Origin of the sequence: Streptomyces sp. NRRL F-5123, from assembly GCF_000721495.1 — a bacterium.
Taxonomy (GTDB): Bacteria; Actinomycetota; Actinomycetes; order Streptomycetales; family Streptomycetaceae; genus Actinacidiphila.
Genome location: NZ_JOHY01000002.1, coordinates 358,631 through 383,033 on the forward strand (window position 1 = coordinate 358,631; position 24,403 = coordinate 383,033).

The 24,403-nt window shown below is 74.5% G+C and carries 22 protein-coding genes and 2 pseudogenes; 17 read left to right on the top strand and 7 right to left on the bottom strand.

Features of this window, described 5'->3' with window-relative positions; genetic code table 11:
• Positions 1-368: 368 nt before the first annotated feature.
• The 3 genes from IH54_RS0103450 to IH54_RS0103460 all read left to right on the top strand — a co-directional run bounded on the left by IH54_RS0103450 (position 369) and on the right by IH54_RS0103460 (position 3,220).
• The gene (locus IH54_RS0103450) at positions 369-1,847 is read left to right on the top strand and encodes a DUF2252 domain-containing protein (protein ID WP_031512760.1); all 1,479 of its coding nucleotides are present in this window, start codon (positions 369-371) and stop codon (positions 1,845-1,847) included.
• A gap of 130 nt (positions 1,848-1,977) precedes the next feature.
• Positions 1,978-2,820, top strand: coding sequence for a hypothetical protein (locus IH54_RS0103455; protein WP_031512761.1), 843 nt, complete (start codon positions 1,978-1,980; stop codon positions 2,818-2,820).
• A 67-nt stretch (positions 2,821-2,887) separates the two neighbouring features.
• Positions 2,888-3,220 carry a rhodanese-like domain-containing protein gene (locus tag IH54_RS0103460; protein ID WP_031512762.1) on the top strand — a complete coding sequence of 111 codons (333 nt, stop codon included), beginning with the start codon at positions 2,888-2,890 and terminating at the stop codon, positions 3,218-3,220.
• A gap of 62 nt (positions 3,221-3,282) precedes the next feature.
• Here IH54_RS0103460 and IH54_RS0103465 read toward each other — a convergent pair whose 3' ends face one another.
• From IH54_RS0103465 to paaA, 5 genes are read right to left on the bottom strand one after another with little or no spacing between them, the layout of a single operon-like run.
• Positions 3,283-4,344, bottom strand: a complete 1,062-nt coding sequence (locus IH54_RS0103465; RefSeq protein WP_031512763.1) for a 2Fe-2S iron-sulfur cluster-binding protein — start codon at positions 4,342-4,344, stop codon at positions 3,283-3,285.
• The gene (gene paaD, locus IH54_RS0103470; RefSeq protein ID WP_031512764.1) at positions 4,345-4,863 is read right to left on the bottom strand and encodes a 1,2-phenylacetyl-CoA epoxidase subunit PaaD; all 519 of its coding nucleotides are present in this window, start codon (positions 4,861-4,863) and stop codon (positions 4,345-4,347) included.
• Positions 4,857-5,579, bottom strand: coding sequence for a 1,2-phenylacetyl-CoA epoxidase subunit PaaC (gene paaC / locus IH54_RS0103475; RefSeq protein ID WP_031512765.1), 723 nt, complete (start codon positions 5,577-5,579; stop codon positions 4,857-4,859). Before paaC ends, paaD begins: the two co-directional genes overlap by 7 nt.
• Positions 5,576-5,878: a 1,2-phenylacetyl-CoA epoxidase subunit PaaB gene (gene paaB, locus IH54_RS0103480; RefSeq protein WP_031512766.1), complete on the bottom strand. Its 303-nt coding sequence runs from the start codon at positions 5,876-5,878 to the stop codon at positions 5,576-5,578. Before paaB ends, paaC begins: the two co-directional genes overlap by 4 nt.
• Positions 5,875-6,921 carry a 1,2-phenylacetyl-CoA epoxidase subunit PaaA gene (gene paaA, locus IH54_RS0103485; protein WP_031512767.1) on the bottom strand — a complete coding sequence of 349 codons (1,047 nt, stop codon included), beginning with the start codon at positions 6,919-6,921 and terminating at the stop codon, positions 5,875-5,877. Before paaA ends, paaB begins: the two co-directional genes overlap by 4 nt.
• Positions 6,922-7,136: 215 nt before the next feature.
• Here paaA and IH54_RS0103490 point away from each other — a divergent pair, with 215 nt between their 5' ends.
• The 3 genes from IH54_RS0103490 (at position 7,137) to IH54_RS0103500 (ending at position 10,137) form a co-directional block, all read left to right on the top strand.
• Entirely contained in the window at positions 7,137-7,802 is a 666-nt protein-coding gene (locus tag IH54_RS0103490) for a DUF5819 family protein (RefSeq protein ID WP_031512768.1), read from the top strand.
• Positions 7,799-9,211: an HTTM domain-containing protein gene (locus IH54_RS0103495; RefSeq protein WP_420711703.1), complete on the top strand. Its 1,413-nt coding sequence runs from the start codon at positions 7,799-7,801 to the stop codon at positions 9,209-9,211. Before IH54_RS0103490 ends, IH54_RS0103495 begins: the two co-directional genes overlap by 4 nt.
• Before the next feature lie 125 nt (positions 9,212-9,336).
• Positions 9,337-10,137 carry a TrmH family RNA methyltransferase gene (locus tag IH54_RS0103500; RefSeq protein ID WP_031512770.1) on the top strand — a complete coding sequence of 267 codons (801 nt, stop codon included), beginning with the start codon at positions 9,337-9,339 and terminating at the stop codon, positions 10,135-10,137.
• A 25-nt stretch (positions 10,138-10,162) separates the two neighbouring features.
• On the opposite strand, the gene paaN is transcribed toward IH54_RS0103500, so the two are convergent.
• Positions 10,163-11,845, bottom strand: a complete 1,683-nt coding sequence (gene paaN / locus IH54_RS0103505; RefSeq protein ID WP_031512771.1) for a phenylacetic acid degradation protein PaaN — start codon at positions 11,843-11,845, stop codon at positions 10,163-10,165.
• 200 nt (positions 11,846-12,045) lie between these two features.
• On the opposite strand from paaN, the gene IH54_RS0103510 reads away from it, so the two are divergent.
• Positions 12,046-13,608 carry a 3-hydroxyacyl-CoA dehydrogenase gene (locus IH54_RS0103510; protein WP_052397015.1) on the top strand — a complete coding sequence of 521 codons (1,563 nt, stop codon included), beginning with the start codon at positions 12,046-12,048 and terminating at the stop codon, positions 13,606-13,608.
• The gene (locus IH54_RS0103515) at positions 13,605-14,192 is read left to right on the top strand and encodes a TetR/AcrR family transcriptional regulator (protein WP_031512773.1); all 588 of its coding nucleotides are present in this window, start codon (positions 13,605-13,607) and stop codon (positions 14,190-14,192) included. Before IH54_RS0103510 ends, IH54_RS0103515 begins: the two co-directional genes overlap by 4 nt.
• A gap of 113 nt (positions 14,193-14,305) precedes the next feature.
• On the opposite strand, the gene IH54_RS0103520 is transcribed toward IH54_RS0103515, so the two are convergent.
• Entirely contained in the window at positions 14,306-14,788 is a 483-nt protein-coding gene (locus IH54_RS0103520; protein ID WP_078861900.1) for an Lrp/AsnC family transcriptional regulator, read from the bottom strand.
• A 182-nt stretch (positions 14,789-14,970) separates the two neighbouring features.
• Here IH54_RS0103520 and pdhA point away from each other — a divergent pair, with 182 nt between their 5' ends.
• The 9 genes and pseudogenes from pdhA to IH54_RS45255 all read left to right on the top strand — a co-directional run bounded on the left by pdhA (position 14,971) and on the right by IH54_RS45255 (position 24,123).
• Positions 14,971-16,119, top strand: coding sequence for a pyruvate dehydrogenase (acetyl-transferring) E1 component subunit alpha (gene pdhA / locus IH54_RS0103525; protein ID WP_052397016.1), 1,149 nt, complete (start codon positions 14,971-14,973; stop codon positions 16,117-16,119).
• Positions 16,116-17,147: an alpha-ketoacid dehydrogenase subunit beta gene (locus tag IH54_RS0103530; RefSeq protein ID WP_031512776.1), complete on the top strand. Its 1,032-nt coding sequence runs from the start codon at positions 16,116-16,118 to the stop codon at positions 17,145-17,147. The genes pdhA and IH54_RS0103530 overlap by 4 nt, the downstream gene beginning before the upstream one ends.
• Positions 17,147-18,541, top strand: coding sequence for a dihydrolipoamide acetyltransferase family protein (locus IH54_RS0103535; RefSeq protein WP_031512777.1), 1,395 nt, complete (start codon positions 17,147-17,149; stop codon positions 18,539-18,541). The genes IH54_RS0103530 and IH54_RS0103535 overlap by 1 nt, the downstream gene beginning before the upstream one ends.
• 57 nt (positions 18,542-18,598) lie before the next feature.
• Positions 18,599-19,183: pseudogene (gene mobA, locus IH54_RS48040) on the top strand (molybdenum cofactor guanylyltransferase); the annotation flags it as partial.
• Between the two features lie 138 nt (positions 19,184-19,321).
• Positions 19,322-19,585: pseudogene (locus IH54_RS48045) on the top strand (DUF6457 domain-containing protein); the annotation flags it as partial.
• A gap of 5 nt (positions 19,586-19,590) precedes the next feature.
• Positions 19,591-20,994 carry a molybdopterin molybdotransferase MoeA gene (locus tag IH54_RS0103550; RefSeq protein WP_031512780.1) on the top strand — a complete coding sequence of 468 codons (1,404 nt, stop codon included), beginning with the start codon at positions 19,591-19,593 and terminating at the stop codon, positions 20,992-20,994.
• On the top strand, positions 20,991-22,085 hold the full coding sequence (locus IH54_RS0103555; RefSeq protein WP_052397017.1) for a potassium channel family protein: 1,095 nt from the start codon (positions 20,991-20,993) through the stop codon (positions 22,083-22,085). Before IH54_RS0103550 ends, IH54_RS0103555 begins: the two co-directional genes overlap by 4 nt.
• A gap of 66 nt (positions 22,086-22,151) precedes the next feature.
• Positions 22,152-23,117 (top strand): NAD(P)H-quinone oxidoreductase, encoded by a 966-nt coding sequence (locus tag IH54_RS0103560; protein WP_031512782.1) that lies wholly within the window; start codon positions 22,152-22,154, stop codon positions 23,115-23,117.
• 814 nt (positions 23,118-23,931) lie between these two features.
• Positions 23,932-24,123: a hypothetical protein gene (locus IH54_RS45255; RefSeq protein WP_031512783.1), complete on the top strand. Its 192-nt coding sequence runs from the start codon at positions 23,932-23,934 to the stop codon at positions 24,121-24,123.
• Positions 24,124-24,403: the final 280 nt, after the last annotated feature.

Sequence of the window (24,403 nt, forward strand, 5' to 3'; positions counted from 1 at the left end):
CCGGCGCGTCCTCGGGACCGCTGCCGAACGGCTCGGCGGCGCTCCGTCCCGGCGCGGCGCCGGCAGCCGGGAGCGGCGGCGTGCCGTTCGCCGCGGGGCGCGCTCCGGCTAACCGTTGACCGGCGGGCCGCGGGACCTCCGGCGCCGGCGGGGCGGGGCGTGCCTGACCGTCGTGCTGGTCTTGGGGTGTGGGACGTTCCGTGTGATCATCTGCATCGGTGGCTGCGGGATGCCGGTTGATGTCTTCCAACGTCGTGCACCTGCGGTTCGCCGCTGAGTAGGGTCCTCTGGACTCAAGGCAAGCACGGATCGGGCGACGGGGGCGACCGAATAGCCGGATTGCCCCCCGCAGTGGGTTACATCACGTGATGTCCGCTGACGCGGACGGCTGGGGGGAGTTGTCGATGCACGCACGGGTGCCGCACGTGGCGGGGTTCGAGCGCTGGCCGCACGAGCGGTCGGCGAGACAGCAGGGCAAGGCGCTGCGCGAGGACGTACCGCGGGCCGTCTTCGGGCGGCCGGAGGTGTGGACGTGGCGGGAGCGCGGTGCCGAGGGCGGCGCGGGCGCGGTACGGGGCGCGGGCGGCGCGGTGAGCGCGGCCGTCGCCGCCGTCGAGGAGTCCAACGCCGGGCGGATACCCGACCTGGTGCCGCTGCGCGTCGGGCGCATGGCCGCGAGCCCGTTCGCTTTCCTGCGCGGCTCCGCGGGGCTCATGGCCGCCGATCTCGCCGACCGCCCGGTGACCGGTCTCGCCGCCCAGATCTGCGGCGACGCGCACGCGGCGAACTTCGGCCTCTACGGCGACGCCCGCGGCGGCCTGGTGATGGACATCAACGACTTCGACGAGACCGCGCGCGGCCCCTGGGAGTGGGACGTGCTGCGGCTGGCGGTATCGCTGGTGCTGGCCGGGCGGGAGGCGGGCGCGGCCGAGGACGTCTGCCGGGCGGCGGCGTACGACGCGGTGGGCGCCTACCGCCGGACGATGCGGCTGCTGGCCAAGCTCCCGGTGCACGAGGCGTGGAACGCCATCGCCGACGAGCGGCTGGTCGCGCACGCCGGAGCCCACGACCTGGCCGGGACGCTGGAGCAGGTCTCCGCCAAGGCCCGGCGCAACACCAGCGCGAAGTTCGCGGCGCGCTCCACCGAGGCGCTGGAAGGGGGCGCGCGGCGCTTCACCGACGCCCCGCCGGTGCTGCGGCGGATACCGGACGCCGAGGCCGCGGCTGTCGCGGGCGCGCTGGACGGCTACCTGCGCACGGTCGGCGAGGAACGGCTGCCGCTGCTCGCGCGCTACGCCGTGCACGACGTCGCCTTCCGGGTGGTCGGCACCGGCAGCGTGGGGACCAGGTCGTACGTGGTGCTGCTGCTGGACCACCTGGGGGAGCCGCTGGTGCTCCAGGTCAAGGAGGCCCGCGCCTCGGCGCTGCTGCCGCACCTCGCGAAGGCCGGCTTCGCCCCGGAGCCCGTGGGGCACGAGGGGCGCCGGATCGTGCTCGGCCAGAAGCGGATGCAGGTCGTCAGCGACCTCCTGCTCGGCTGGACCGACGTGGCCGGTGTGCCGTACCAGGTGCGGCAGTTCAGGAACCGGAAGGGCAGCGTGGACCCCGCGACCCTGCCGCCGGGCCTGCTGGACGACTACGCGCGGGTGACCGGCGCGCTGCTGGCCAGGGCGCACGCGCACAGCGCGGACCCGCGCGCGGTGGCCGGCTACTGCGGCAAGAGCGAGGAGCTGGACGACGCCGTGGCGGCCTTCGCGGTGGCCTACGCCGACCGGACCGAGGCCGACCACGCCGACCTGCTGGCGGCGGTCCGCAGCGGGCGGCTGGCGGCGGAGACGGAGGGCTGAGCCCGCTCCGCCCGGCACAGGCACCGGAGCGGGGGCGCAGCGCCGCCGCCCCGCGCCGGCGCAGCGCCGCCGCCCCGCGCCCGCCCGGCGCGTTCGGCGCGTCCACCGGGACAGGGCCTAGGCTGTCCGGGTGACGAACACCTTCGGAACCGAGTCCGCCGCCGCGGCCGGCCCTGCCGCCGTGCCCGGTGCCGCGCCCGCGTCAGCAGGGCAGGAGCGGCTGGCGAAGGCGGTGCGCGCGGCCGAGCAGGCACTGATCGAGTTCGAGATCGCCGTGGAGACCTTCCGGGTCGAGGTGGAGAACTTCTCGCGGCTGCACCACCAGCGGCTCGGCCCGATGTACGCGCGCCTCGACGAGCTGGACGCGCTGATCGCGGAGGCGGTCGCGGCCCACAGCGGGGACCGCGCGGACATCGAGCGGGCGTGGGAGGCCCGTGCCCTCGTCATGCCCATGCCCGGCGTGGAGGAGCTGTTCGGCGGGCTGCTCGGGTCGGACGGGGTGCGCCCGGTGGAGGACCCCAACCCGCCGCGCCGGGTCCGGCCCGGCAAGGAGGCCCAGCGGCTCTACCGCGAGCTGGTCCGCAAGGCCCACCCCGACCTCGCGCAGGACGACGAGGAGGAGAAGGAGCGGCGCAGCGCCTTCATCGCCCGCGTCAACGAGGCCTACGCCTATGCCGACGAGGACGCGCTCCAGGCCCTGGCCGCCGAGTGGGAGGCCGGGCCCGTACCGCTCGCGGACCTGCCCGGCGAGGCGGAGGTGCTCTACGCCCGGCTGGAGTGGCTGGCCGAGCGCAAGGAGATGCTGTCGGCGATGGCCGCCGAGCTGGACGAGAGTGCCATCGGCCAGATGATGCGGCTCGCCCCCGACGACCCGGACGCGCTGCTCAACGAGATCGCCGAGCAGCTCCTCGGCCAGGTCGCCCAGCGCGAGGCCAGGCTTGCCGAACTCGTCCGGGACCCGGCCGACGGCTGAGGTAGCTTTGCGGGAGTCCTTGCCCACGCGTCACCGCGCTCTCCCGCGCCCCAGGAGGCCGAGCCCGATGTTCCGTTCCCAGCTGCCCTCGGTGGACGCCGCCGCCGTACCGGCCGACGCCGTCCTGCTCGACGTCCGTGAGGACGACGAGTGGGCGGCCGGCCATGCCGAAGGCGCCGTCCACATCCCCATGGGCGAGGTCGTCGCCCGGATCGACGAGGTGCCGGTCGGCGCCCCGCTCCATGTGGTCTGCCGGGTCGGCGGCCGCTCCGCGCAGGTCACGCAGTACCTGATCGCCCAGGGCCGGGACGCGGTGAACGTCAGCGGCGGCATGCTCGACTGGGAGGCCGCGGGCCGCCCGGTCGTCTCCGGCGACGGCGCCGCGGGCTTCGTGGTCTGACGCTCCGACGGTCTCCAGCTCTGCCGGTCCGCCGACGGGCCCTGCCAAGGTCCGCCGGACGGTCAGGCGTCGAAGTCGACCTCGACCTCGGGTGTGAGCGGGTGCGACTGGCAGGCCAGCACGTAACCGGCCTCGGTCTCCTCGGGCTCCAGGGCGAAGTTGCGGTCCATCCGCACCTCGCCCGACACCAGCCGGCTCCGGCACGTCCCGCACACCCCGCCCTTGCAGGCGAAGGGTGCGTCCGGCCGGTTGCGCAGCACCGTCTCCAGCACCGTCTCGCCGGCCTGCGAGCGCCAGCTGCCCGCCCGGCCGTCGAGCGTCGCCCGGACCGTACTGCCGCCGGGTATCGCTGCCGCGGCGGGGCCGGGCGCGGGCGGCTCGTCCACATGGAAGATCTCCTGGTGGACCCGCGACCGCGGCACGCCGAGCTTCCGCAGCGCCCGCTCGGCCGCGCCGACGAGGCCCAGCGGACCGCACAGATACCAGCCGTCCACCGCCGCGACCGGCAGCAGCGCGGGTAGCAGCGCCTCCAGCCGCCCGGCGTCCAGCCGCCCGGACGGCAGCCCCGTCTGCTGCTCCTCCCGGGAGAGCGCGGAGACCAGCTGGAAGCGGTCGGGCCAGCGGTCCTTCAGCTCGGCCACCTCGTCCAGGAACATCGTCGAGGCCGCCGAACGGTCGCTGCGGACCAGGCAGAACCGCGCCTGCGGCTCCCGTGACAGAAGCGTCGCGGCCTGCGACAGCACCGGGGTGATGCCGCTGCCGCCGACGACCGCGGCGAAGCGGCCGGGCCGCGGCTCCAGCACGAACCTGCCCGCGGGCGTCATGACGTCCAGCACGTCGCCGGGCGCCAGCTCCTTGAGGGCGTACGTCGAGAACTCGCCCGTCTCCACCAGCCGCACCCCCACCCGCAGCCGCCGTGGTCCCGGGCCGACGGCCGCGGCCACCGGGTCGCACAGCGAGTACGTGCGGCGGATCTCCGCGCCGCCCACCCTGCGGCGGATCGCGATGTGCTGGCCGGGCGCGTAGCGGTACGCCCCGCGCAGTTCCTCGGGGACCTCGAACGTGAGGGTCACCGAGTCGTCGGTGAGCGGGCTGACGTCGGCCACCCGCAGCGGATGGAACATTCACACCTCCTTGAAGTGGTCGAACGGCTCGCCGCACGACTCGCAGCGGCGCAGCGCCTTGCACGCCGTGGACGAGAAGCGGCTCAGCAGGACCGTCTCGGTGGAGCCGCAGTGCGGGCAGCGCACGGCCAGGTCCACGGCGACCGGCGCGCCCCGATCGCCCGCCGCGGCGCCCGGAGCGGCTCCCGGCCGCGGCGGCGCGACACCGTGCTCGGCGAGCTTGCGGCGGCCCTCGGCGCTGATCGCGTCGGTCGTCCAGGCCGGCGCCAGCACCGTGCGGACCTCCACGTCGGACATGCCGTGCTCGGTGAGCACCCGGGTGATGTCGGCCGCCATCGTGTCCAGCGCCGGGCAGCCGGTCCATGTCGGGGTCAGCTCGACCTCCACCCGGCCCGGGCCGGTGACCTCCACGCCGCGCAGCACTCCCAGGTCGGCCAGCGACACCACCGGCAGCTCCGGGTCCGGGACCTCGCCGACCAGCCGCAGCAACTCCCGCTCCAGCGGGCTGTCGCTCACCATGTCGCCCCCGGGTGGGCGCGGTGCAGATACTGCATCTCGGCCAGCAGCCGCCCGAAGGCCTCGGTGTGCACGCCCTGGCGGCCGCCGCCGGCCGACCACGCCGTACGGTCGCTGCCCTGCGGCAGGGCGAGGGTGGCCCGGGCGAGGACCGCTCCGATCCGCTCCAGCCAGGCCCCGCGCAGCGCGGGCAGCTCCACCGCGAGGCCCTCCAGCGGGTCGAACAGCTCCCCGGTGCAGGGCCACAGCTCCTCCAGGGCGCGCTGCATCCTGCGGTGGCTCTCCTCCGTCCCGTCGCCGAGCCGCAGCGTCCACTGCTCGGCGTGGTCGCGGTGGTAGGCGACCTCCCTGACCGCCTTGGCGGCCAGCGGCGCCAGCTCGCTGCCGCCGCCGGCGAGCGCCCCGTACAGCAGTTCCTGGTAGACCGAGAAGCAGAGCTGGCGGGCGATCGTGTCGGCGAAGTCGCCGTTGGGCCGCTCCACCAGCTGGACGTTGCGGAACTGGTGGGCCTCGCGGCGGAAGGCCAGCTCGTCCTCGTCCCCGACCAGGGAGAGCAGGGTGCGGGCCTGGCCGAGGAGGTCGAGGGCGATGTTGGTGAGGGCGACGTCCTCCTCCAGCACCGGGGCGTTCCCGGCCCACTCCCCCAGCCGCTGGGCCAGGACGAGGGCGTCGTCGCCCAGCGCGAGGGCGGCGGTCGCGGTGGCGGCGGGCGCGGTCACAGGTGCTTCACCCCCTCGGGGATCGCGTAGAACGTCGGATGGCGGTACGGCTTGTCGGCGGCCGGTTCGAAGAACGCGTCCTTCTCGTCGGGGGAGGAGGCGGTGACCGCGGTGGACGGCACCACCCAGATCGACACTCCCTCCGCCCGCCGGGTGTAGAGATCCCGCGCGTTTCGCAGGGCCATCTCGGCGTCCGGGGCGTGCAGGCTGCCCGCGTGGGTGTGGCTGAGCCCGCGGCGACTGCGGACGAAGACCTCCCACAGCGGCCACTCGCTGCCCGGCTGCTGCTGCCCGCTCATGCGCTCTCCTCCTGCCGTTCGTGCCGCTCTTCCGGCCGCTCCGGCCGGTGCTTCTCCCGCCGAGGGCTGTGTTTGGCGGCGTAAGCGGCCGCCGCCTCCCTGACCCAGGCGCCCTTCTCGTGGGCCGACCGGCGGCGCTCCAGCCGCTCGCGGTTGCACGGCCCGTTGCCCCGGAGCACCTCGCGGAACTCCGTCCAGTCGATCGGCCCGTGGTCGTAGCCGCCGCGCTCCTCGTTCCACCGCAAGTCGGGGTCGGGGAGCGTCAGGCCGAGGATCTCCGCCTGCGGGACGCATATGTCCACGAAGCGGCGCCGCAGCTCGTCGTTGGAATGGCGCTTGATCCGCCAGGCCGTCGACTGGGCGGAGTGCGCCGACTCGTCGTCGGGCGGGCCGAACATCATCAGCGAGGGCCACCACCAGCGGTCCACCGCGTCCTGCGCCATGGCGTGTTGCTCGGGGGTGCCGCGGCTGAGGGCGAGGAGCAGCTCGTACCCCTGCCGCTGGTGGAAGGACTCCTCCTTGCAGATGCGCACCATCGCCCGGGCGTACGGGCCGTAGGAGCAGCGGCACAGCGGCACCTGGTTGGTGATCGCGGCGCCGTCCACCAGCCAGCCGATGGCCCCGACGTCCGCCCAGGTGAGCGTGGGGTAGTTGAAGATCGAGGAATAGCGCTGGCGGCCGGCGTGCAGCTTGTCCAGCAGGTCGTCGCGGCTGACGCCCAGGGTCTCGGTGGCGCTGTAGAGATAGAGGCCGTGGCCCGCCTCGTCCTGGACCTTGGCCATCAGTATCGCCTTGCGCCGGAGCGAGGGCGCGCGGGTGATCCAGTTGGCCTCGGGCTGCATGCCGATGATTTCCGAATGGGCGTGCTGCGCCATCTGGCGGACCAGGGTCTCCCGGTAGGCGTCCGGCATCCAGTCCCGCGGCTCGATCCTGACCTCGTCGGCCACCGCCGCGTCGAAGGCAGCCGTGAGCGTGCCGATGTCCTCCGCGGTGGCCGCCTGCGCGGTGGCCGCCGTGCCCGTCGCCGTTGCCGTGGTCGTCATACGGACGCCTCCTTCGCGCGGATGCCCTGCCCTGTCTGCCCGTCGACCGACCGTTCGTTCGGTCCATTCCATGGTCGGTGGCCGGTAGTGGGGGTGTCAAGGCATTCCGTCACCTGTGGATAACTCGGTAAGGTCACCGCCGGACCCCGGGATGGGTAGCGTGCTGCCCGGCAAAATGAGCGCGCCTGGTGCGACGACACGAGAGCGGAGAGACGATGCAGTCAGCGGAGGGGTCGACGCCCCAGGTGGCGACGTTGTCGCTGCCCGCACGAATAACGGTGGCGGTGACCGTCGGCGTCGTCGCCGTGGGAGCGCTCTTCCACCTCGGCATGGTGTTCCTGCACGTCTCGCCGTCGAACACGCTCAACACCCAGCACGCCGCGGCGGTGAGCGACTACATCTATCCCGAGTTCGAGCAGAACTGGAAGCTCTTCGCGCCCGACCCGGTCCAGCAGAACAATCATGTGCAGGCCAGGGCGGAGGTCCGCAAGCCGGACGGCAGCACCGAAACCACCGGATGGGTGGACCTGACGGCTCAGGACGTGGCGGCCATGCGGCACAACCCGATCCCCAGCCACTCGGACCAGAACGAGCTGCGCCGCGCGTGGGGCTACTACACCGACACCCACAACGACCAGAACCAGCCGACCTCGGGCAACGGCAGCGATCTGAGCGACACCTACCTGCGCAACATCATCGCCGAGCGCCTCGGCCCGCATCTCAACGGCGGGACCGTCGTCCGCATCCAGGCCCGGGCGGCGGTGACCCCGGTCGCCAAGCCGGGCTGGACCGGCCAGGCTCCCCAGAGCACGACCACTTACCGTGAGCTGCCGTGGTGGGTCCTCCCCGCGGCCCCTGCCGGGCAGGAGAAGGCCTCGTGAGCGACCCCCGCACCCCCGCCGGACCCGTGGCCGACGACGCCTCCGGCGCCGGCGGCAGCCACGCCGCGGCCGGCGGCAGCCACGCCGCGGCCGACGGCCCCGCCAAGGACGACGGCCCGGTGCCCTCGCCCTTCGCCGGGCTCGGTGCCGCCGTCGACCGCGGTATCGCACAGGGCCTGGCCAAGGTCACCGGTTCCGCCCTCGGCCCCTACCAGGTCGCGATCGTCCGGATCGGCTTCGCGCTGACCTGGCTGCTCTTCCTGCTGCGCGAATTCCCGCACCGCGCGGAGCTCTACGGACCAGACAGCCCGTGGAGCTTCGACCTCGCCAAGCGGCTGATCGCCGGCAACCACGCCTTCACCGCGCTGATGTGGAGCGACAGCCGCGGCTGGTTCGAGCTGGTCTACGCGGTGGCAATCGTCAGCAGCGCCATGCTGCTGGTCGGCTGGCGCACCAGGACCGCGTCGGTGCTCTTCATGATCGGCGTGCTGTCGCTGCAGAACCGCAGCGTCTTCATGGGCGACGGTGGGGACAACGTCGTCCACCTCATGGCCATCTACCTGGTCTTCACCCGCTGCGGCCAGGTCTGGTCGGTCGACCGCAGGCTCGCCGACCGGGCCGCGGCCAAGGCCGGGGTGCAGGCCGGGACGGAGCCGGAGACGGCCGCCGACCTGGTGCCGGCGCGCACCGGGAGCGACCCGGTGGGCGTCGGCCTGTGGGTGCTGCTGGCCGCCGGCCTGGTCCTCGCCACGTCGATGGGCAAGCTCTCCACCGAGTGGAAGGTGGCCCTGTGGGCGGGGCTGCTGGCCCAGGCGCTGTGGTGGGCGGTACGCCGCTACGCGCCCGGCGAGCCGCGCTCGGTGCTCGACATCATGGCCAACGTCATCCACAACGGCGCCATGCTGGTGATCGTCGTGGAGGTCTGCCTGATCTACTCCACGGCCGGCTGGTACAAGATCCAGGGCAGCCGGTGGGAGGACGGCACCGCGCTCTACTACCCGCTCCACCTGGACGACTTCACCCCGTGGCCCTCGCTCTCGCACGCCCTGGCGGGCAATTCGCTGATGGTCATGCTGATCACCTACGGCACCGTCATCGTGCAGGTCGCCTTCCCCTTCACCCTCTTCAACCGCAAGGTGAAGAACGCGCTGCTGGGGGCGATGATGCTGGAGCACGCGTCGATCGCGATCGTGCTCGGGCTGCCCATCTTCTCGCTCGCGATGATCGCCGCCGACTCCGTCTTCCTGCCCACCAACTTCCTGCGCTGGCTCGGCCAGCACGTGGCCCGGCTGCTGCGCCTTTCCCCCGCGCCGCGCGAGGCGGTCGCGATCCCGGGCCGCAGGCAGGCCGACGACGGTGTCCCCGCGGACGGCACTCCGGCCGCCGAGCCGGTGACCGATCTGACCTGACCTGCTCAGACCTGCTCAGACCTGATCTGACCGGGGCCGGGGCCGGGGCCGTCCGGCAGGGCTGTGCCCGGTCCGCGGCCCCGGGGACGGCCGGACGTTTCCGCGTCCGGCCGTAGGCTGGCGCCATGAGCGACGAGCAGGCCGCATTCCGGCTGCCCGGGGTGCGGTCCGCCGTGATCCGCTGGCACGAGCACGCCGCGGACGCGGTGCTGCTCGACGGCTTCCACGCCCTCAAGCACGCGCTGCGCTTCGGCGCTGCCGTCCATGTCGCCGTCAGCAGCGACAAGGAGGCCGTGCTCCGGCTCGCCGCCGACCTCGCGCCCGATCTGACGGCCGCCCTCGCGGCGTGCGTGACCGAGATCCCGGCCGCCGAGCTGCGCGGCCTGGTCGCCAGGGTCCATCCCACCGCGGTGGCCGCCCTCGCCGCCGCTCCCGACCCCGCGCGCCGCACGGCGGCGCTCACCGCGCTGCCCCGGCGCGCCCCCGTGGTCGTCCTCGACCGCCCCCGCAACCTCGGCAACGTCGGCGCCGTCGTCCGGCTCGCCGCCGGTTTCGGCGTGACCGGCGTGGTCACCACCGGGGACCTGGACCCCTGGCACCCCAACGCCGTACGCGCCGGCGCCGGGCTGCACTACGCGACCGCGGTGGCCCGTACCGGCCCGGACGAGCTGCCGCCGGGCCCGCTGCACGTACTCGACCCGGAAGGCGAGGACATCCGCGCCGCCGCGCTGCCGGACGACGCGCTGGTCGTCTTCGGCTCGGAGCGGCACGGGGTGTCCGACGAGCTGCGGGCGCGTGCCACCGCCCTGGTGGCGCTGCCGATGCGCCCGCAGGTGTCCAGCTACAACCTCGCCACCAGCGTCGGCATGGCCCTTTACCACTGGGCCGCCACCTCGCGCTCCCCGCTGGTGCCGGGCCGCCCCTGACACACCGGCCCGTGGCGGGCGCGGCTCAGGCGGGCCTGCGCACCTCCACCGTCCGGAAGCGGCCGGCGACGAAGGCCGCGTCGCACAGCGCCGCGTTGGCCGCGGGGTTGCCGCCGGAACCGTGCAGGTCGGAGAAGGCGGCCGTCTGGTTCACGTACACCCCGCCGGTCAGGTTGAGCGACAGCTGGGCGCACTCCTCGAAGCACACCTCCTCCAGCTGCCGTTCGACCTCGGGCGAGGTCGTGTAGCCGCCGACCGTCATGGCGCCGTGGTCGCGGACGGTACGGCGCAGCAGTCGCAGCGCCTCGTCCGTGGAGTCGACGGCGACGGCGAACGCGACAGGACCGAAGCACTCGGTGGTGAAGAGCGCCTCGCTGTCCGGCTTCGCCGCGTCCAGCCGGACCAGCGCCGGGGTGCGGACCACCGCACCGGGGTGGTCGGGGTGGACGACCTCCCGGGAGGCGAGCGCCACCTCGCCCATGCCGGGGGCGGCCTCCAGCCGGGCCTTCACCTCCGGGTTGACCAGGGCGCCGAGCAGCGCGTTGGCCCGCGCGTCGTCACCGAGGAGCTTCTCCACGGCGGCGGCGAGGTCGGCAACCACCTCGTCGTACGTCCGTGGGCCGGCCTCGGTGCCGATGCCCTGCCTCGGGATCAGCAGATTCTGCGGGGTCGTGCACATCTGGCCGCTGTAGAGGGACAGCGAGAAGGCCAGGTTGGCGAGCATGCCGCGGTAGTCGTCGGTGGAGTCGACGACCACCGTGTTGACGCCCGCCTTCTCGGTGAAGACCAGTGCCTGGCGGGCGTTGGCCTCCAGCCAGTCGCCGAAGGCGGTCGAGCCGGTGTAGTCGACGATGCGGACCTCGGGGCGTACCGCCAGTGTCTTGGCCAGGCCCTCGCCGGGGCGCTCCACGGCCAAGCACACCAGGTCGGGGGAGAAGCCGGCCTCGGCCAGCACGTCACGGGCGGCGGACACGGTCAGCGCCAGCGGCAGCACGGCCTGCGGATGGGGTTTGACCAGCACCGCGTTGCCGGTGGCCAGCGAGGCGAAGAGGCCCGGGTAGCCGTTCCAGGTCGGGAAGGTGTTGCAGCCGATCACCAGGCCGATGCCCCGCGGCACCGCGGTGAAGGACTTCCGCAGCTCCAGCGGATCCCGCTTGCCCTGCGGTTTCACCCACTCGGCGGTGCCGGGCACGCGGACCTGCTCGGCGTAGGCGTACGCCACCGCCTCCAGCCCGCGGTCCTGGGCGTGCGGGCCGCCGGCCTGGAAGGCCATGGTGAACGCCTGGCCCGAGGTGTGCATGACCGCGTGGGCCATCTCGTGCGTCCGCGCGTTGACCCTGGCCAGGATCTCCAGGCACACCAGTGCCCGGGTCTCGGGCCCGGCCTCCCGCCACCCGGGCATCGCCGCGCGCATCGCGGGCAGCAGGACGTCCGGGTCGGGGTGCGGGTACTGCACGCCCAGATCCACGCCGTACGGCGAGCGCTCGCCGCCCGTCCACCCGTCCGTGCCCGGCTGCTCGGCGGCGAACGGGAAGCGCCGGCCGAGCAGCGCGTCGAAGGCGGCCTTGCCCTCCTCGGCATCCCCGTACGCCTTCGGATGCTCGGGGTAGGGCGACCAGAAGCCGCGCGTCCTGATCGTGTCCAGCGCTGTGTCGAGGGTGGCGCGGTGGCGTTCTGCCAGGGACTGGGGGGAGAGACCGGCGGACAATGGGACCAACTCCTCGTCGAGCTGCGCGGAGTGAGGGCGACACAGCTAGATTAACCGAATGGTCGGTCGGGACAAGGGCGGCCGACCCGGCCTGTGGAAAACTCGCAGGGCCGATCCCTGCCCGGACCGGCGGACGACCGGCCGGGCCGGGACAGACGGGCCGGGGCCGGGACAGGCGGGCAGGGACAGGCGGGCAGGGGATGCAAGGGACACCGCGAGCGGGAACAGGGGACAGCGTGACCGGGATCGAGAGCACCAGCACCGTGGCCGTCGTCGGCACCGGCACCATGGGCCAGGGCATCGCGCAGGTCGCGCTGCTCGCCGGCCACCGGGTGCTGCTGCACGACGCCCTTCCGGGCCGGGCCCGGGCCGCCGCCGACGGCGTGGCGGGCCGCCTCGACCGGCTGGTCGAGAAGGGAAGGCTCGGCGCGACCGGGTACAAGGAGGCGCTGGCGCGGCTCGTGCCCGTGGAGAGTGCCGCCGAGCTGGCGGACGCCGCGCTCGTCGTGGAGGCCGCAGTCGAGGACCTTGCCGCCAAACAGGCGCTCTTCGCGGGCCTCGAAGACGTCGTCGCGGACGGCTGCCTGCTGGCGACCAACACCTCCTCGCTGCCGGTGACCGCCATCGGCGGCGCGCTGCGGCTGCCGGGCCGGCTGGTCGGGATGCACTTCTTCAACCCCGCCCCGCTACTGCCGCTGGTCGAGGTGGTGGCGGGCGCGGAGAGCGATCCGGCGGCCCTCTCCCGTGCTGCGGACACGGCGACCGCGTGGGGCAAGACGCCGGTGCGCTGCACGGACACCCCCGGTTTCGTCGTCAACCGCATCGCGCGCCCCTTCTACGCCGAGGCCCTGCGGCTGTACGAGGAGCGGGTCGCCGACCCCGCGACCATCGACGCGGTCCTGCGCGAGTGCGGCGGCTTCGCCATGGGGCCCTTCGAGCTGATGGACCTGATCGGCCAGGACGTCAACGAGGCGGTGACGCGCACGGTCTGGGAGGCGTTCTTCCACGACCCGAAGTTCACCCCCTCGCTGGCCCAGCGCCGCCTGGTGGAGTCGGGCCGGCTCGGCAGGAAGTCCGGTCGCGGCTGGTATCCGTACCCGGCGGACGGCCGCCCCGGCGGAACCGCGGACCCCGGGCACCAGCCGCACACCGCCGAACCGGCCCTGGCGCCGACCAGGGTGCTGGTGCGCGGCAGCCTGGGCCCGGCGTGGGAAGTGGTGCCGATGCTGCGGGAGGCCGGTGTCGAGGTCGCCGAGGACACCGGGCGCGGTGACGACGGGCTCGTGCTGCCCGACGGGGCGCTGCTCTCCCTGACCATGGGCCGGGAGAGCGACACGACGGAGATCTGCTTCGACCTCGCGGCCGACTACCGGGCCGCCACCCGGATCGCGCTCGCGCCCGGCCGGGAGGCGCACCCCGAGGCGGTGGCGCACGCCGTCGGCCTCTTCCAGGCGCTCGGCAAGGAGGTCAGCGTCGTCAACAGCGCCCCCGGCCTGATCGTGGCGCGGACCGTCGCCATGCTCGCCGACCTCGCGGCCGACGCGGTCGCGCGGCAGGTGGCCTCCGCCGAGGACGTCGACACCGCGATGCGGCTGGGGGTCAACTACCCGCTGGGTCCACTGGAGTGGTGCGACCGCATCTCGGCGGAGTACGCGGTGGAGCTGCTGGAGGAGATGCACGAGACGTATCCCACCGGACGCTACGCCCCCAGCCAGGGACTGAGGCGGCGCGCGCGGGCGGAGAAAGGTGTGATCTCCTCATGACCATGCCGAAGCGCGACACCTATACGCCGGACTCGCTGCTCGCCGTGGCCGTGGAGGTCTTCAACGAGCGCGGTTACGACGGCACGTCCATGGAGGATCTCTCCCGTGTGGCCGGGATCTCCAAGTCCTCCATCTACCACCACGTGCGCGGCAAGGAGGAGCTGCTCAACCGGGCGGTGGGGCGCGCTCTCGACGCGCTCTTCGGCATCCTGGAGGAGCCCGCGGCGGCGGAGGGTTCCGCGGTGCGCCGGCTGGAGTACGTCATCCGGCGGACGGCCGTGGTCCTGATGGACGAACTCCCCTATGTGACGCTGCTGCTGCGGGTGAGGGGCAACACCACGACCGAGCGCTGGGCCATGAAGCGCCGCAGGGAGTTCGACCAGCGGGTCGCGGAGCTGCTCAAGGCGGCGGTGGCCGAGGGGGACCTGCGGACCGACGTGGAGGCCCGGCTGGCGACCAGGCTGCTGTTCGGAATGATCAACTCCATAGCCGAGTGGTACCGGCCGACAGCGAAGGGCGCGATGGACCGGGAGCAGGTCGCCGACGCCGTGGTGCGGCTGGCCTTCGACGGGCTGCGCGCGTAGCGGGCGGCCGCCGGGGCGGAGGCTCCCGAGCGCCTGTCACCCGGACGGGCGAAGGCGGGCCGCGCGGCGTCGGGAACGGCCTCACCGTCCGGTCCTCGCGGCGGGAGACCGGGTCAGTCCCCGACCACCAGGTCCGTCTCCTCGAATACCAGCAGTGTCCTGCTGCTGAGCACCTCCTCGATCGACTGCAGCCGGGTGAGCACCAGCTCCCGCAGGCTGCGGTTGTCGACAGTGTGCACCAGCAGCAGGACGTCGAAATCGCCGCTGACCAGGGCGACGTGGGCGACGCCCGGAAGGGTCACGAGCTTTTCGCGCACCGTCCGCCAGGAATTCTGGACGATCTTGAGGGTGATGTAGGCGGAGGCGGCGTGCCCCGCCCGATCGTGGTCCACCCGAGCCGTGAAGCCGCGTATCACCCCGTCCTCGATGAGCCGGTTGATCCGGGCGTACGCGTTCGCCCGGGACACGTGCACCCGCTCGGCCACCGACCGTACCGAGGCCCTGCCGTCCTCCTGGAGCAGCCGGAGGATCATGCGGTCTATCGGGTCAAGCGGCCGCGCCGCCGGCTCGTGGTCGGCCATCTGTTCTCTCGCCATCCCCCGCAAGCTCCCTACCATGGACGTACTGGCTCCATCTCAGGCTGTGCAGAACCGTTTGTCCACAGGCGGAACCACCCCGTAGCCAAAATGCCTCCGGCGACCGAACAATCGGTAGGGAGAGCGGAACCCGCTCGCGCTACCGACTGCTGACGGTCACCGACCACAAGGAGGTGCTCGCGATGACCGTGCTGGACATCCCCGCCTGGCGGCCTCGCACCGACGCCGCGCCGCTGCTGCCCGACCCGGAGCCCTACCGGATGCTCGGCACCCCGGCCGCCGCGCGGCTGGATCCCGCGCTCCTGCGCGCGCTGTACGCGCAACTCGTCCGCGGTCGCCGCTACAACCGGCAGGCCACCGCCCTGACCAAGCAGGGCCGGCTCGCCGTCTACCCGTCCAGCACCGGTCAGGAGGCCTGCGAGATCGCCGCCGCTCTCGCGCTCGCGCCCGCCGACTGGCTCTTCCCCAGCTACCGCGACACCCTCGCCGTGGTGGCCCGCGGGGTCGACCCGGTCGAGGCGCTGACGCTGCTGCGCGGCGACTGGCACACCGGGTACGACCCGCGCGTCCATCGCGTCGCCCCGCTCAGCACACCGCTCGCCACTCAGTTGCCGCACGCCGTCGGGCTCGCGCACGCCGCCCGGCTCAGCGGCGACCCGGTCGCCGCGCTCGCCATGGTCGGCGACGGCGGCACGAGCGAGGGCGATTTCCACGAAGCACTCAACTTCGCCGCCGTCTGGCACGCGCCGGTGGTCTTCCTGGTGCAGAACAACGGCTTCGCCATCTCCGTGCCCCTGGCCAAGCAGACCGCGGCGCCGACCTTCGCGCACAAGGCGGTCGGCTACGGGATGCCGGGAAGGCTGGTGGACGGAAACGACGCACCGGCCGTCCACCAGGTCCTCACCGAGGCGCTGAACCGCGCGCGGGACGGTGGCGGCCCGACCCTCGTCGAGGCGGTCACCTACCGGATCGACGCGCACACCAACGCCGACGACGCGGGCCGCTACCGCGAGGAGGCCGAGGTCGCCGCCTGGCGCGCGTACGACCCGGTGGAGCTGCTGGAAAGGGAACTGACCGGGCGCGGGCTGCTCGACGAGGCGGGGCGGCAGCAGGTGGCGGACGAGGCAGAGACGCTCGCCGCCGACCTGCGCGAGCGGATGCACACCGAGCCCTCGCTCGACCTGACGGAGCTCTTCGCGCACGTCTACGCCGAGCCCACGCCGCAACTGCGCGAGCAGGCCGCCCTGCTGCGGGCGGAGACGGCGGCGGAGGCCGAGGAATCAGCCGCGGCCGCCTCCGCGGAGGAGCCGGCGGCGGAGCGCCGGCCATGACCACTGCCACGACCGACACGGGCCGCGAGGCGCCGCCCGTACGCAAGCAGACCACCATGGCGCAGGCGCTCAACCAGGCGCTGCGGGACGCCCTCGCGGCGGATCCGGCCGTGCACGTCATGGGGGAGGACGTCGGCACGCTGGGCGGGGTCTTCCGCATCACCGACGGCCTGACCAGGGATTTCGGCGAGGACCGCTGCACCGACACGCCGCTCGCCGAGGCCGGCATCCTCGGCGCGGCAGTCGGCATGGCGATGTACGGGCTGCGGCCGGTCGTCGAGATGCAGTTCGACGCCTTCGCCTACCCGGCCTTCGAGCAGCTCGTCAGCCATGTCGCCCGGATGCGCAACCGGACGCGGGGCGCGCTGCCGATGCCCATCACCGTGCGGATCCCGTACGGCGGCGGCATCGGCGGGGTGGAGCACCACAGCGACTCCTCGGAGGCCTACTACGTCCACACGCCGGGCCTGCACGTCTTCACCCCGGCCACGGTGGAGGACGCGTACGGGATGCTGCGGGCGGCGATCGCCTCCGACGACCCGGTCGTCTTCCTGGAGCCGAAGCGGCTGTACTGGTCGAAGGCCGACTGGTCGGCGAGGGAGCCGGCCGTGGTGCCGCCGCCCGGGCGGGCCGTGGTGCGCCGGGCAGGGCGCACGGCGACGCTCGTGACGTACGGACCGTCGCTGCCGGTGTGCCTGGAGGCGGCGGAGGCGGCGAAGGAGGAGGGCTGGGATCTGGGCGTGGTGGATCTGCGCAGCCTGGTGCCCTTCGACGAGGAGACCGTCGCCGCTGCCGTGCGGGCCACCGGGCGGGCCGTCGTGGTCCACGAGGCGGCGGGCTTCGCCGGGGCGGGCGCGGAGATCGCCGCGCGCATCACCGAGCGCTGCTTCCACCACCTGGAGGCGCCCGTGCTGCGGGTCACCGGCTTCGACATCCCCTACCCGCCGCCGATGCTCGAACGGCACCACCTTCCGGGTGTGGACCGCATCCTCGACGCGGTCGGCCGGCTCCAGTGGGAGGACGACTGATGGCCGTGGTGCGCGAGTTCACCCTTCCCGACCTCGGGGAGGGCCTGACGGAGGCGGAGATCGTCCGCTGGCTGGTGCAGGTCGGCGACGTCGTCGCGGTCGACCAGCCGGTCGTCGAGCTGGAGACGGCCAAGGCCGTGGTCGAGGTGCCCTGCCCCTACGGCGGGGTGGTCACCGCGCGGTTCGGCGAGGAGGGCGAGTCGCTGGCCGTGGGAAGGCCGCTGGTGACCGTCGCGGTGGGGTCCGGCGACGCGGCGGGGATGCAGCCGCCGGGCGCCGCCGGTGACGGCGGAGGCGCCGCCGCGGGGGACTCGGGGGACGGCGGCCAGGGCTCGGGCAACGTACTGGTCGGCTACGGCACCGGCGGGGCCGCGGGGCGCCGGCGGGGGCGGGTGCGGGCGGGCGGTCGCCGACCCGTGCCGGCCGCTGCTCCGACGACGCCGGGCCCCGCGCCGACGGCCTCCCCGCCGCCTCCGGTCCCCGCTCCCCCGCCGGTGTCCGTGCCGGCCGGGGCGGGCGCCGGGCCGGTGGCCGTCATCTCACCGCTGGTGCGGCGGATAGCGCGCGAGCACGGGCTGGACCTGCGGACCCTGGCCGGAAGCGGACCCGAGGGGCTGATCCTGCGCTCCGACGTCGAGCGGGCGATCACGGCCCCTGCCGCCGCTGCCGCGCCCACCGCCCCTGCCCCCGCGGCCGTTCCCGAGGGCGCGGAGCGGGTGCCGCTGCGCGGGATACGGCGAGCCGCCGCGGAGAAACTGGCCCGCAGCCGCCGTGAAGTGCCGGACGCCACCTGCTGGGTGGACGCCGACGCCACCGAACTGCTCGCGGCCCGCGCCGCGATGAACGCCTCGGGGCAGCGGCGGATCTCCGTGCTCGCGCTGCTGGCCAGGGTGGTCACGGCTGCGTTGGCCCGCTACCCGGAGCTCAACGCCACGATGGACACCGAGCGTTCGGAGATCGTGCGGCTGCCCGGCGTGCACCTCGGCTTCGCCGCGCAGACCGACCGCGGCCTGGTGGTGCCCGTGCTGCGCGACGCGCACACGATGACCACCGCGGCGCTGTCGGACGCGATCGCCCGGCTCACCGACTCCGCCCGCGCCGGCACGCTGTCCCCGGCCGAGCTGACGGGGGGCACGTTCACGCTGAACAACTACGGCGTCTTCGGCGTCGACGGCTCCACGCCGATCATCAACCACCCCGAGGCCGGGATGCTCGGCGTGGGACGGATCGCCGCGAAACCGTGGGTGCACGAGGGCGAGTTGGCGGTGCGCCAGGTGGTGCAGCTCTCCTTCACCTTCGACCACCGGGTGTGCGACGGCGGGGTCGCGGGCGGCTTCCTGCGGATGGTGGCCGACTGCGTGGAGCAGCCCGCCCTGCTGCTGGCCGCCGTCTGACCGGCCCGGCCCGCTCCCTCCGCCGCACCGCGCGCCGGCCGGGGGATACTCGGCGGCATGACGACGAGCTACGACGCGGTGGTGCCGGCCGGCGGGGCGGCCCGGCGGCTGGGCGGCACCGACAAGCCCGCACTCGCGCTCGGCGGCCGGACGCTGCTCGACCGGGTCCTCGCGGTCTGCGCGGACGCGGACCGCACCGTCGTCGTCGGCCCCCGCAGGCCCACCGCCCGGCCGGTGCGCTGGACCCGGGAGGAGCCCGCGGGCGGCGGTCCGCTGCCCGCGCTGGCCGCCGGGCTCGCCGCGCTCGGCGGCCCGGACCGCCCGCCGGTCGTGCTCGTGCTCGCTGCCGACCTGCCCTTCCTCACGGCGGACACGGTCGCCGCGCTCACCGGGGGCCTCAGCGGCGAGTGGGAGGGCGTCCTGCTCACCGACGCGAGCGGCCGCGACCAGCCGCTCGCGGCGGCCTACCGGGCGGAGCCGCTGCGCCGCGAGGCCGCGCTGCTCCGGGCGGAGTACGGCACCCTGTCCGGTCTGCCGCTGCGCCTGCTCACCGCGGGACTGCGGCTCCGCCGGATCCCCGACCCCACCGGCCGGGCGAGCTTCGACTGCGACACGTGGGAGGACGTCGCCGTCGCGCGCGCCCGGCTGGACCGGCAGGGCGGCCCGCCCGGCGCCTGACTCCCCGCCAGACCCGCTGCCACCGCCCGCCGCTGGAGCCGCGGGCCCTCCCGGTGGGCCGGGCGGGGTGTCCACGGGGTGAGCCTGGGTGGCTTGCGGGGGCGGATCGGGGACCATGGGCGTGTGGTGGACGAATGGATCGCAGCAGTCAAGACCGAACTGGGTATCGACCTCGACGTGGACACCGGTGTCCTGCTCGACCTGGCGCGTGACGCCGCGCACGGTGTCGCGCGCCCGGCGGCGCCGCTGACCACCTTCCTGGTGGGCTACGCGGCCGCGCAGGCCGGCGGCGGGCCGCAGGCCGTGCGCGAGGCGGCGCGCAAGGCCGCGGACCTGGCCGTGCACTGGCCGGAACCGGAGGCATAAGGCGGATGAACGGCCCCCGTGACCGCGGCCGGAGCGGCGAGGACGCCGCCGACCGCGCCCTGGACGACGCCCTCGCGCTGGCCAACGGCCCCCGGGGCAGGGCCGGCCGCGGCGCCCGGACGCCCGCCAACGACCCGCTCGCGGTCGCGCTCGGCCACGAGCCGGTGTGCGCGCCGGACCCCGCCCCGCCCCCGGCGAGTGCCGTCTCCTGGCCGGAGGCGCGGCGTATCGCCCGCCGGGCGGGGCGCCGACTCGACGTGCGCGCGCTGCCGCTCGGCGAGGACGTCCTCGGCATGGCGCTGGCGCGGCCGCTCGCCGCGCTGACGGATCTGCCCTCCTTCGACTCCTCCGCGATGGACGGCTGGGCGGTCGCGGGCCCGGGCCCGTGGCGGCTGAAGGGGCAGGTGCTCGCCGGGCAGCGGCGGCCGTCCGAACCCCTGCTGGGCGGCCACGCGGCGCGTATCGCCACCGGCGCGGTGCTGCCGCCCGGCACCACCGCGGTGCTGCGCAGCGAGCACGGCGGTGTGCGGCAGCGGACCGACGGCGAGTGGCTGCACGTGCTGGCGCCGCACTCCCCACCCGGGCCCGGCCAGGAGATACGGCGCAGGGGCCAGGAATGCCGAAGCGGCGACGAACTGCTGCCCGCGGGGGCGCTGGTCACCCCCGCGGTGCTCGGACTGGCCGCGGCCGCCGGATACGACGAGCTGGCCGTCGTCATGCGCCCCAGGGTCGAGATCCTGGTGCTCGGCGACGAACTGCTGGACCAGGGCCCGCCGCGGGGCGGGCGAGTGCGCGACGCGCTCGGCCCGATGCTGCCGTCCTGGCTGCGCGGGCTCGGCGCGGACGTGACCGGGGTGCGGCGGCTCCCGGACGACGCCGACATGCTGCACGCCGCGCTGGGCGCGAGCACCGCCGATCTGGTGGTGACCACCGGAGGGACTGCGGGCGGCCCGGTCGACCATGTGCATCCCGTGCTGGCCCGGCTCGGCGCCGCGCTGCTGGTCGACGGGGTGGCGGTACGGCCGGGGCACCCCATGCTGCTCGGCCGGCTGCCCGCCGGGGGCCTGCTGGCGGGGCTGCCCGGCAATCCGCTCGCGGCTGTCTCCGGTGTGCTCACTCTGGTCGCCCCCGTGCTGCGCACCCTCGCCGGGCGGCCGCTGCCGGCGCCGTACGCGGCGCCGCTGACCTCGGACGTGCCCGGCCACCCGGTGGACACCCGGCTCGTGCCCGTCGTCTTCGACGACGAATCGGCCGCGCGGCCGCTGCACTTCACCGGTCCCGCGATGCTGCGCGGGCTGGCCGCCGCGGACGGTATGGCGGTGATCCCGCCGGGCGGCGGGAGGGCCGGGGAGGAGACGGCGGTCCTGGACACCGGGGTGCTCGCGCCCGCGTGGGGGAGCGGTACATGACCCCGCCCGAGGGGCCCGAGGGGTCGGGCGGCGCGGACCGGCCCCCGCCGCCCGACGCCACGCCCGGCGGCCACGCGGTTGCCTTTCCGCACCAGCCCGCGGGGCCGCTGGTGCAGGTGAGCAGGCGGCTGCTGCTCGCGCTGCTGGTGCTCGCCGTCACCGTCGCCCTCGTCTACACCGACCGCCGCGGCTACCACGACGTCGCCGACACCTCGGTGGGCTTCCTCGACGCGCTCTACTACTCGACGGTCACCCTGTCGACGACCGGCTACGGCGACATCGTCCCGTACAGCACCAGCGCGCGCCTGACGACCACCTTTCTCGTGACGCCGCTGCGTGTGCTCTTCCTGATCATCCTGGTCGGCACGACGCTGGAGGTGCTGACCGAGCGGACCAGGGAGCAATTCCGGCTCACGCGTTGGAGGAGAACGGTGCGCGATCACGTCGTCATCGTGGGGTACGGCACCAAGGGCCGGTCGGCGGCGCGGACGCTGCTGGGGCGCGGGGTGCCGAAGGAGCAGATCGTGGTCGTCGACCCGGACCACAAGGCCGTGCACGGCGCGACCGAGGAGGGGCTGGTCGCGGTCGCCGGGGACGCGACCCACAGCGAGGTCCTGCGCCGGGCCGAGGCGCAGCGGGCGCGGCAGATCGTCGTCGCCGCGCAACGCGACGACACCGCCGTCCTGGTCACGCTGACCGCGCGCCAGCTCAATCCGACCGCACACATCGTCGCGTCGGTCCGAGAGGACGAGAACGGGCCGCTGCTGCGGCAGTCCGGTGCCGACTCGGTCATCACCAGCTCCGGCTACGCGGGGCGGCTGCTGGGGCTCGGCGTGCTCAGCCCCAGCGTCGGGCGGGTGATGGACGACCTGATCACCTACGGCAGCGGGCTCGACCTCATCGAGCGGCCGGTGGCGGCGTCCGAGGCGGGCAAGGCGCCGCGCGAATGCGCGGATCTGGTGGTGTCGGTCAAGCGCGGCTCGCGCCTGCTCGGCCACGACGACCCGGACGCGTCGCCACTGCGCCCGACCGACCGGCTGATCACCATCCACCGGGCGACCGACGGCACGGAGACCGCGCCGCTGGGCTGACTCCGCGGTCCCGCTCCGCAGCACGGCGCGCCGGACCGCCGCGACCGCTTCCCGTAAGGTCGTGGCATGCGTGCGATCACCATTGCCGAGCCCGGCGGGCCCGATGCGCTGGTCCTTGCCGAGGTCCCTGATCCCGAGCCGGGGCCGGACGAAGTGCTGGTCGAGGTCGTGGCCTCGGCCGTGAACCGCGCCGACGTCCTGCAGCGGCAGGGCTTCTACGACCCGCCGCCCGGCGCTTCCCGCTACCCCGGCCTCGAATGCTCCGGGCGGATCGTGGGGCTCGGTGCGGGGGTGGCCGGCTGGACGGTCGGGGACGAGGTGTGCGCTCTGCTGTCCGGTGGCGGCTACGCCGAACTCGTCGCGGTGCCGGCCGGCCAGTTGCTGCCGCTTCCCAAGGGCGTCGACCCGGTCACGGCGGCGGGGCTGCCCGAGGTCACCGCGACGGTCTGGTCCAACGTCTTCCAGATCGCGCACCTGCGACCGGGCGAGACGCTGCTCGTGCACGGCGGCTCCAGCGGCATCGGCACCATGGCGATCCAGCTCGGCAAGGCGGTCGGCGCGACGGTCGCGACCACCGCGGGCACCGCGGAGAAGCTGGCCTTCTGCGCGGAGTTGGGCGCCGACATCCTGGTCAACTACCGCGAGCAGGACTTCGTCGAGCAGTTGGGCGACCGGGGGGCCGACGTCGTCCTGGACGTGGTCGGGGCGAAGTACCTGGACCGCAACCTCGACGCCCTGGCCCTGAACGGGCGCCTCGTCGTGATCGGTATGCAGGGCGGCATCAAGGCGGAACTGAACCTCGCGAAGCTGCTCGCCAAGCGTGCGGCCGTGATCGCGACGAGCCTGCGGGCCCGGCCCGAGGCGGAGAAGGCGGCGATCGTCGCGGCCGTCCGCGAGCACGTCTGGCCGCTGGTCGAGGCGGGCACCGTCCGCCCGGTCGTCGACCGCGCCTTCCCGCTGGCCGACGCCGCCGCCGCGCACAGGCTGATGGAGAGCAGCGAGCACGTCGGCAAGATCCTGCTCACCGTCTGACCGCGAACACCCCGCCAGATGCCCGGGATGCCGGAATTGTCGCTTCATGTGACGCTGATTCCACCGAGAGTCCGGCGGAGAGGCGAGGGATGTGCGGTGGGCATCCGGCGGGCGCGGGTCACTGCCCGATGGCGCGCACCCTGTCCGCCCGGCTGCCGCGGCCTTCCGTGCGGTGGCGCCGGCTCTGGCTGTCGCGGCCCTTCTCGCACCGGCCGCAGCCGGGCGTACCGCAGCACCGGCGGTGCCCGCCTCCGTCTCCGCGCAGCGTGAATCGCCGCGGGCCGCTGCTTTCGGCGCGGCCCGCCCGCCCCTTCCGGGGCGCGACCCCCGGCCCGGCGGTCCGCAGCCCGGCGGGACCGCGGACGTCCAGCCGCCCGGGCCCGCCGGACCGCCCGGACCCGCAGGACCCGGCCACCCCGCGCGGCCCGCACCGCCGGCGAAATCCGCGCGGCCCTCGCCCCCCGCGCCGCCCGAACGGCCCGGGCCGCCCGAACTGCCCGCGAGCGGCCCGCATTCCGGCCCGCCGCGTCCGCCCGCCACCTCTGGTACGCCTGCCATGCCGTCACCTCCTCGTTCCCTTCCGCCGACTTCCGCCGGCCCGTCCGGTCCTTCCCGCCCTGCCGGTAGGCCCGCCCGCTCCGATTCCGGGCGGCCGCCCGGACCCTCCGCCTCCGGCGGCGCGCCCCTGCGGCCGCCCGCCCGGCTCCCCGCCGGCGGATCCGGCCGCGACGGGCCCCCGCGGTACCGCGCCTACGAGGACCGGCCCCGGCAGCACCACTACGGCCACGGCTACCGTGAGCAGTCGCCCTCGCTCGTGCCCGACGCGGGCTCCACCGGCCCGGCGCCGACCGCGACCACGCTCCCCGCGCCGGCCGCGGCGCGCGGCGGCTCCGCTTCCGACGCCGCCCGCGAGCCCCGGGTGTTCCGGGTGCTGCCGCTCGGCGTGGGGATGGTGCTGGTCGGACTCGGTCTCGGCTTCCTCGGTCTTCGTCTGCGCCGGGGTTGACCGCCCGGCACCGCCCCACCCTCTTCTCTCACCGCACGCCTGCGCCCGCGCGCGTAACCCGCGGGCGCGCGCGTGCCCGCGCACGAGACCTTCCGTCCCGGCCTCCCCTGACTGAGGGTGACCGTTCCCGATCATGATTGCCCGCAGTGCGTCCCGTCGAACATCGAACACCGCTCGTTCATTCGTTCGAGTGAAGATGGGCTCCGATGCGCCGATCGGCCTTCGCCGAGTGGGAAGGAGCGGCAGGCGCTCGACCCGGTCGCGTCCCGAGCTCGGCAAG

Excerpts from the sequence above, each read along its gene's own strand:
- IH54_RS0103450 (WP_031512760.1), top strand. The coding sequence starts at position 369 with ATGTCCGCTGACGCGGACGGCTGGGGGGAGTTGTCGATGCACGCACGG.
- IH54_RS0103460 (WP_031512762.1), top strand. The coding sequence starts at position 2,888 with ATGTTCCGTTCCCAGCTGCCCTCGGTGGACGCCGCCGCCGTACCGGCC.
- IH54_RS0103465 (WP_031512763.1), bottom strand. The coding sequence starts at position 4,344 with ATGTTCCATCCGCTGCGGGTGGCCGACGTCAGCCCGCTCACCGACGAC.
- paaD (WP_031512764.1), bottom strand. The coding sequence starts at position 4,863 with ATGGTGAGCGACAGCCCGCTGGAGCGGGAGTTGCTGCGGCTGGTCGGC.
- paaB (WP_031512766.1), bottom strand. The coding sequence starts at position 5,878 with ATGAGCGGGCAGCAGCAGCCGGGCAGCGAGTGGCCGCTGTGGGAGGTC.
- paaA (WP_031512767.1), bottom strand. The coding sequence starts at position 6,921 with ATGACGACCACGGCAACGGCGACGGGCACGGCGGCCACCGCGCAGGCG.
- IH54_RS0103490 (WP_031512768.1), top strand. The coding sequence starts at position 7,137 with ATGCAGTCAGCGGAGGGGTCGACGCCCCAGGTGGCGACGTTGTCGCTG.
- IH54_RS0103500 (WP_031512770.1), top strand. The coding sequence starts at position 9,337 with ATGAGCGACGAGCAGGCCGCATTCCGGCTGCCCGGGGTGCGGTCCGCC.
- IH54_RS0103510 (WP_052397015.1), top strand. The coding sequence starts at position 12,046 with ATGCAAGGGACACCGCGAGCGGGAACAGGGGACAGCGTGACCGGGATC.
- IH54_RS0103515 (WP_031512773.1), top strand. The coding sequence starts at position 13,605 with ATGACCATGCCGAAGCGCGACACCTATACGCCGGACTCGCTGCTCGCC.
- IH54_RS0103520 (WP_078861900.1), bottom strand. The coding sequence starts at position 14,788 with ATGGCGAGAGAACAGATGGCCGACCACGAGCCGGCGGCGCGGCCGCTT.
- pdhA (WP_052397016.1), top strand. The coding sequence starts at position 14,971 with ATGACCGTGCTGGACATCCCCGCCTGGCGGCCTCGCACCGACGCCGCG.
- IH54_RS0103530 (WP_031512776.1), top strand. The coding sequence starts at position 16,116 with ATGACCACTGCCACGACCGACACGGGCCGCGAGGCGCCGCCCGTACGC.
- IH54_RS0103535 (WP_031512777.1), top strand. The coding sequence starts at position 17,147 with ATGGCCGTGGTGCGCGAGTTCACCCTTCCCGACCTCGGGGAGGGCCTG.
- IH54_RS0103550 (WP_031512780.1), top strand. The coding sequence starts at position 19,591 with ATGAACGGCCCCCGTGACCGCGGCCGGAGCGGCGAGGACGCCGCCGAC.
- IH54_RS0103555 (WP_052397017.1), top strand. The coding sequence starts at position 20,991 with ATGACCCCGCCCGAGGGGCCCGAGGGGTCGGGCGGCGCGGACCGGCCC.
- IH54_RS0103560 (WP_031512782.1), top strand. The coding sequence starts at position 22,152 with ATGCGTGCGATCACCATTGCCGAGCCCGGCGGGCCCGATGCGCTGGTC.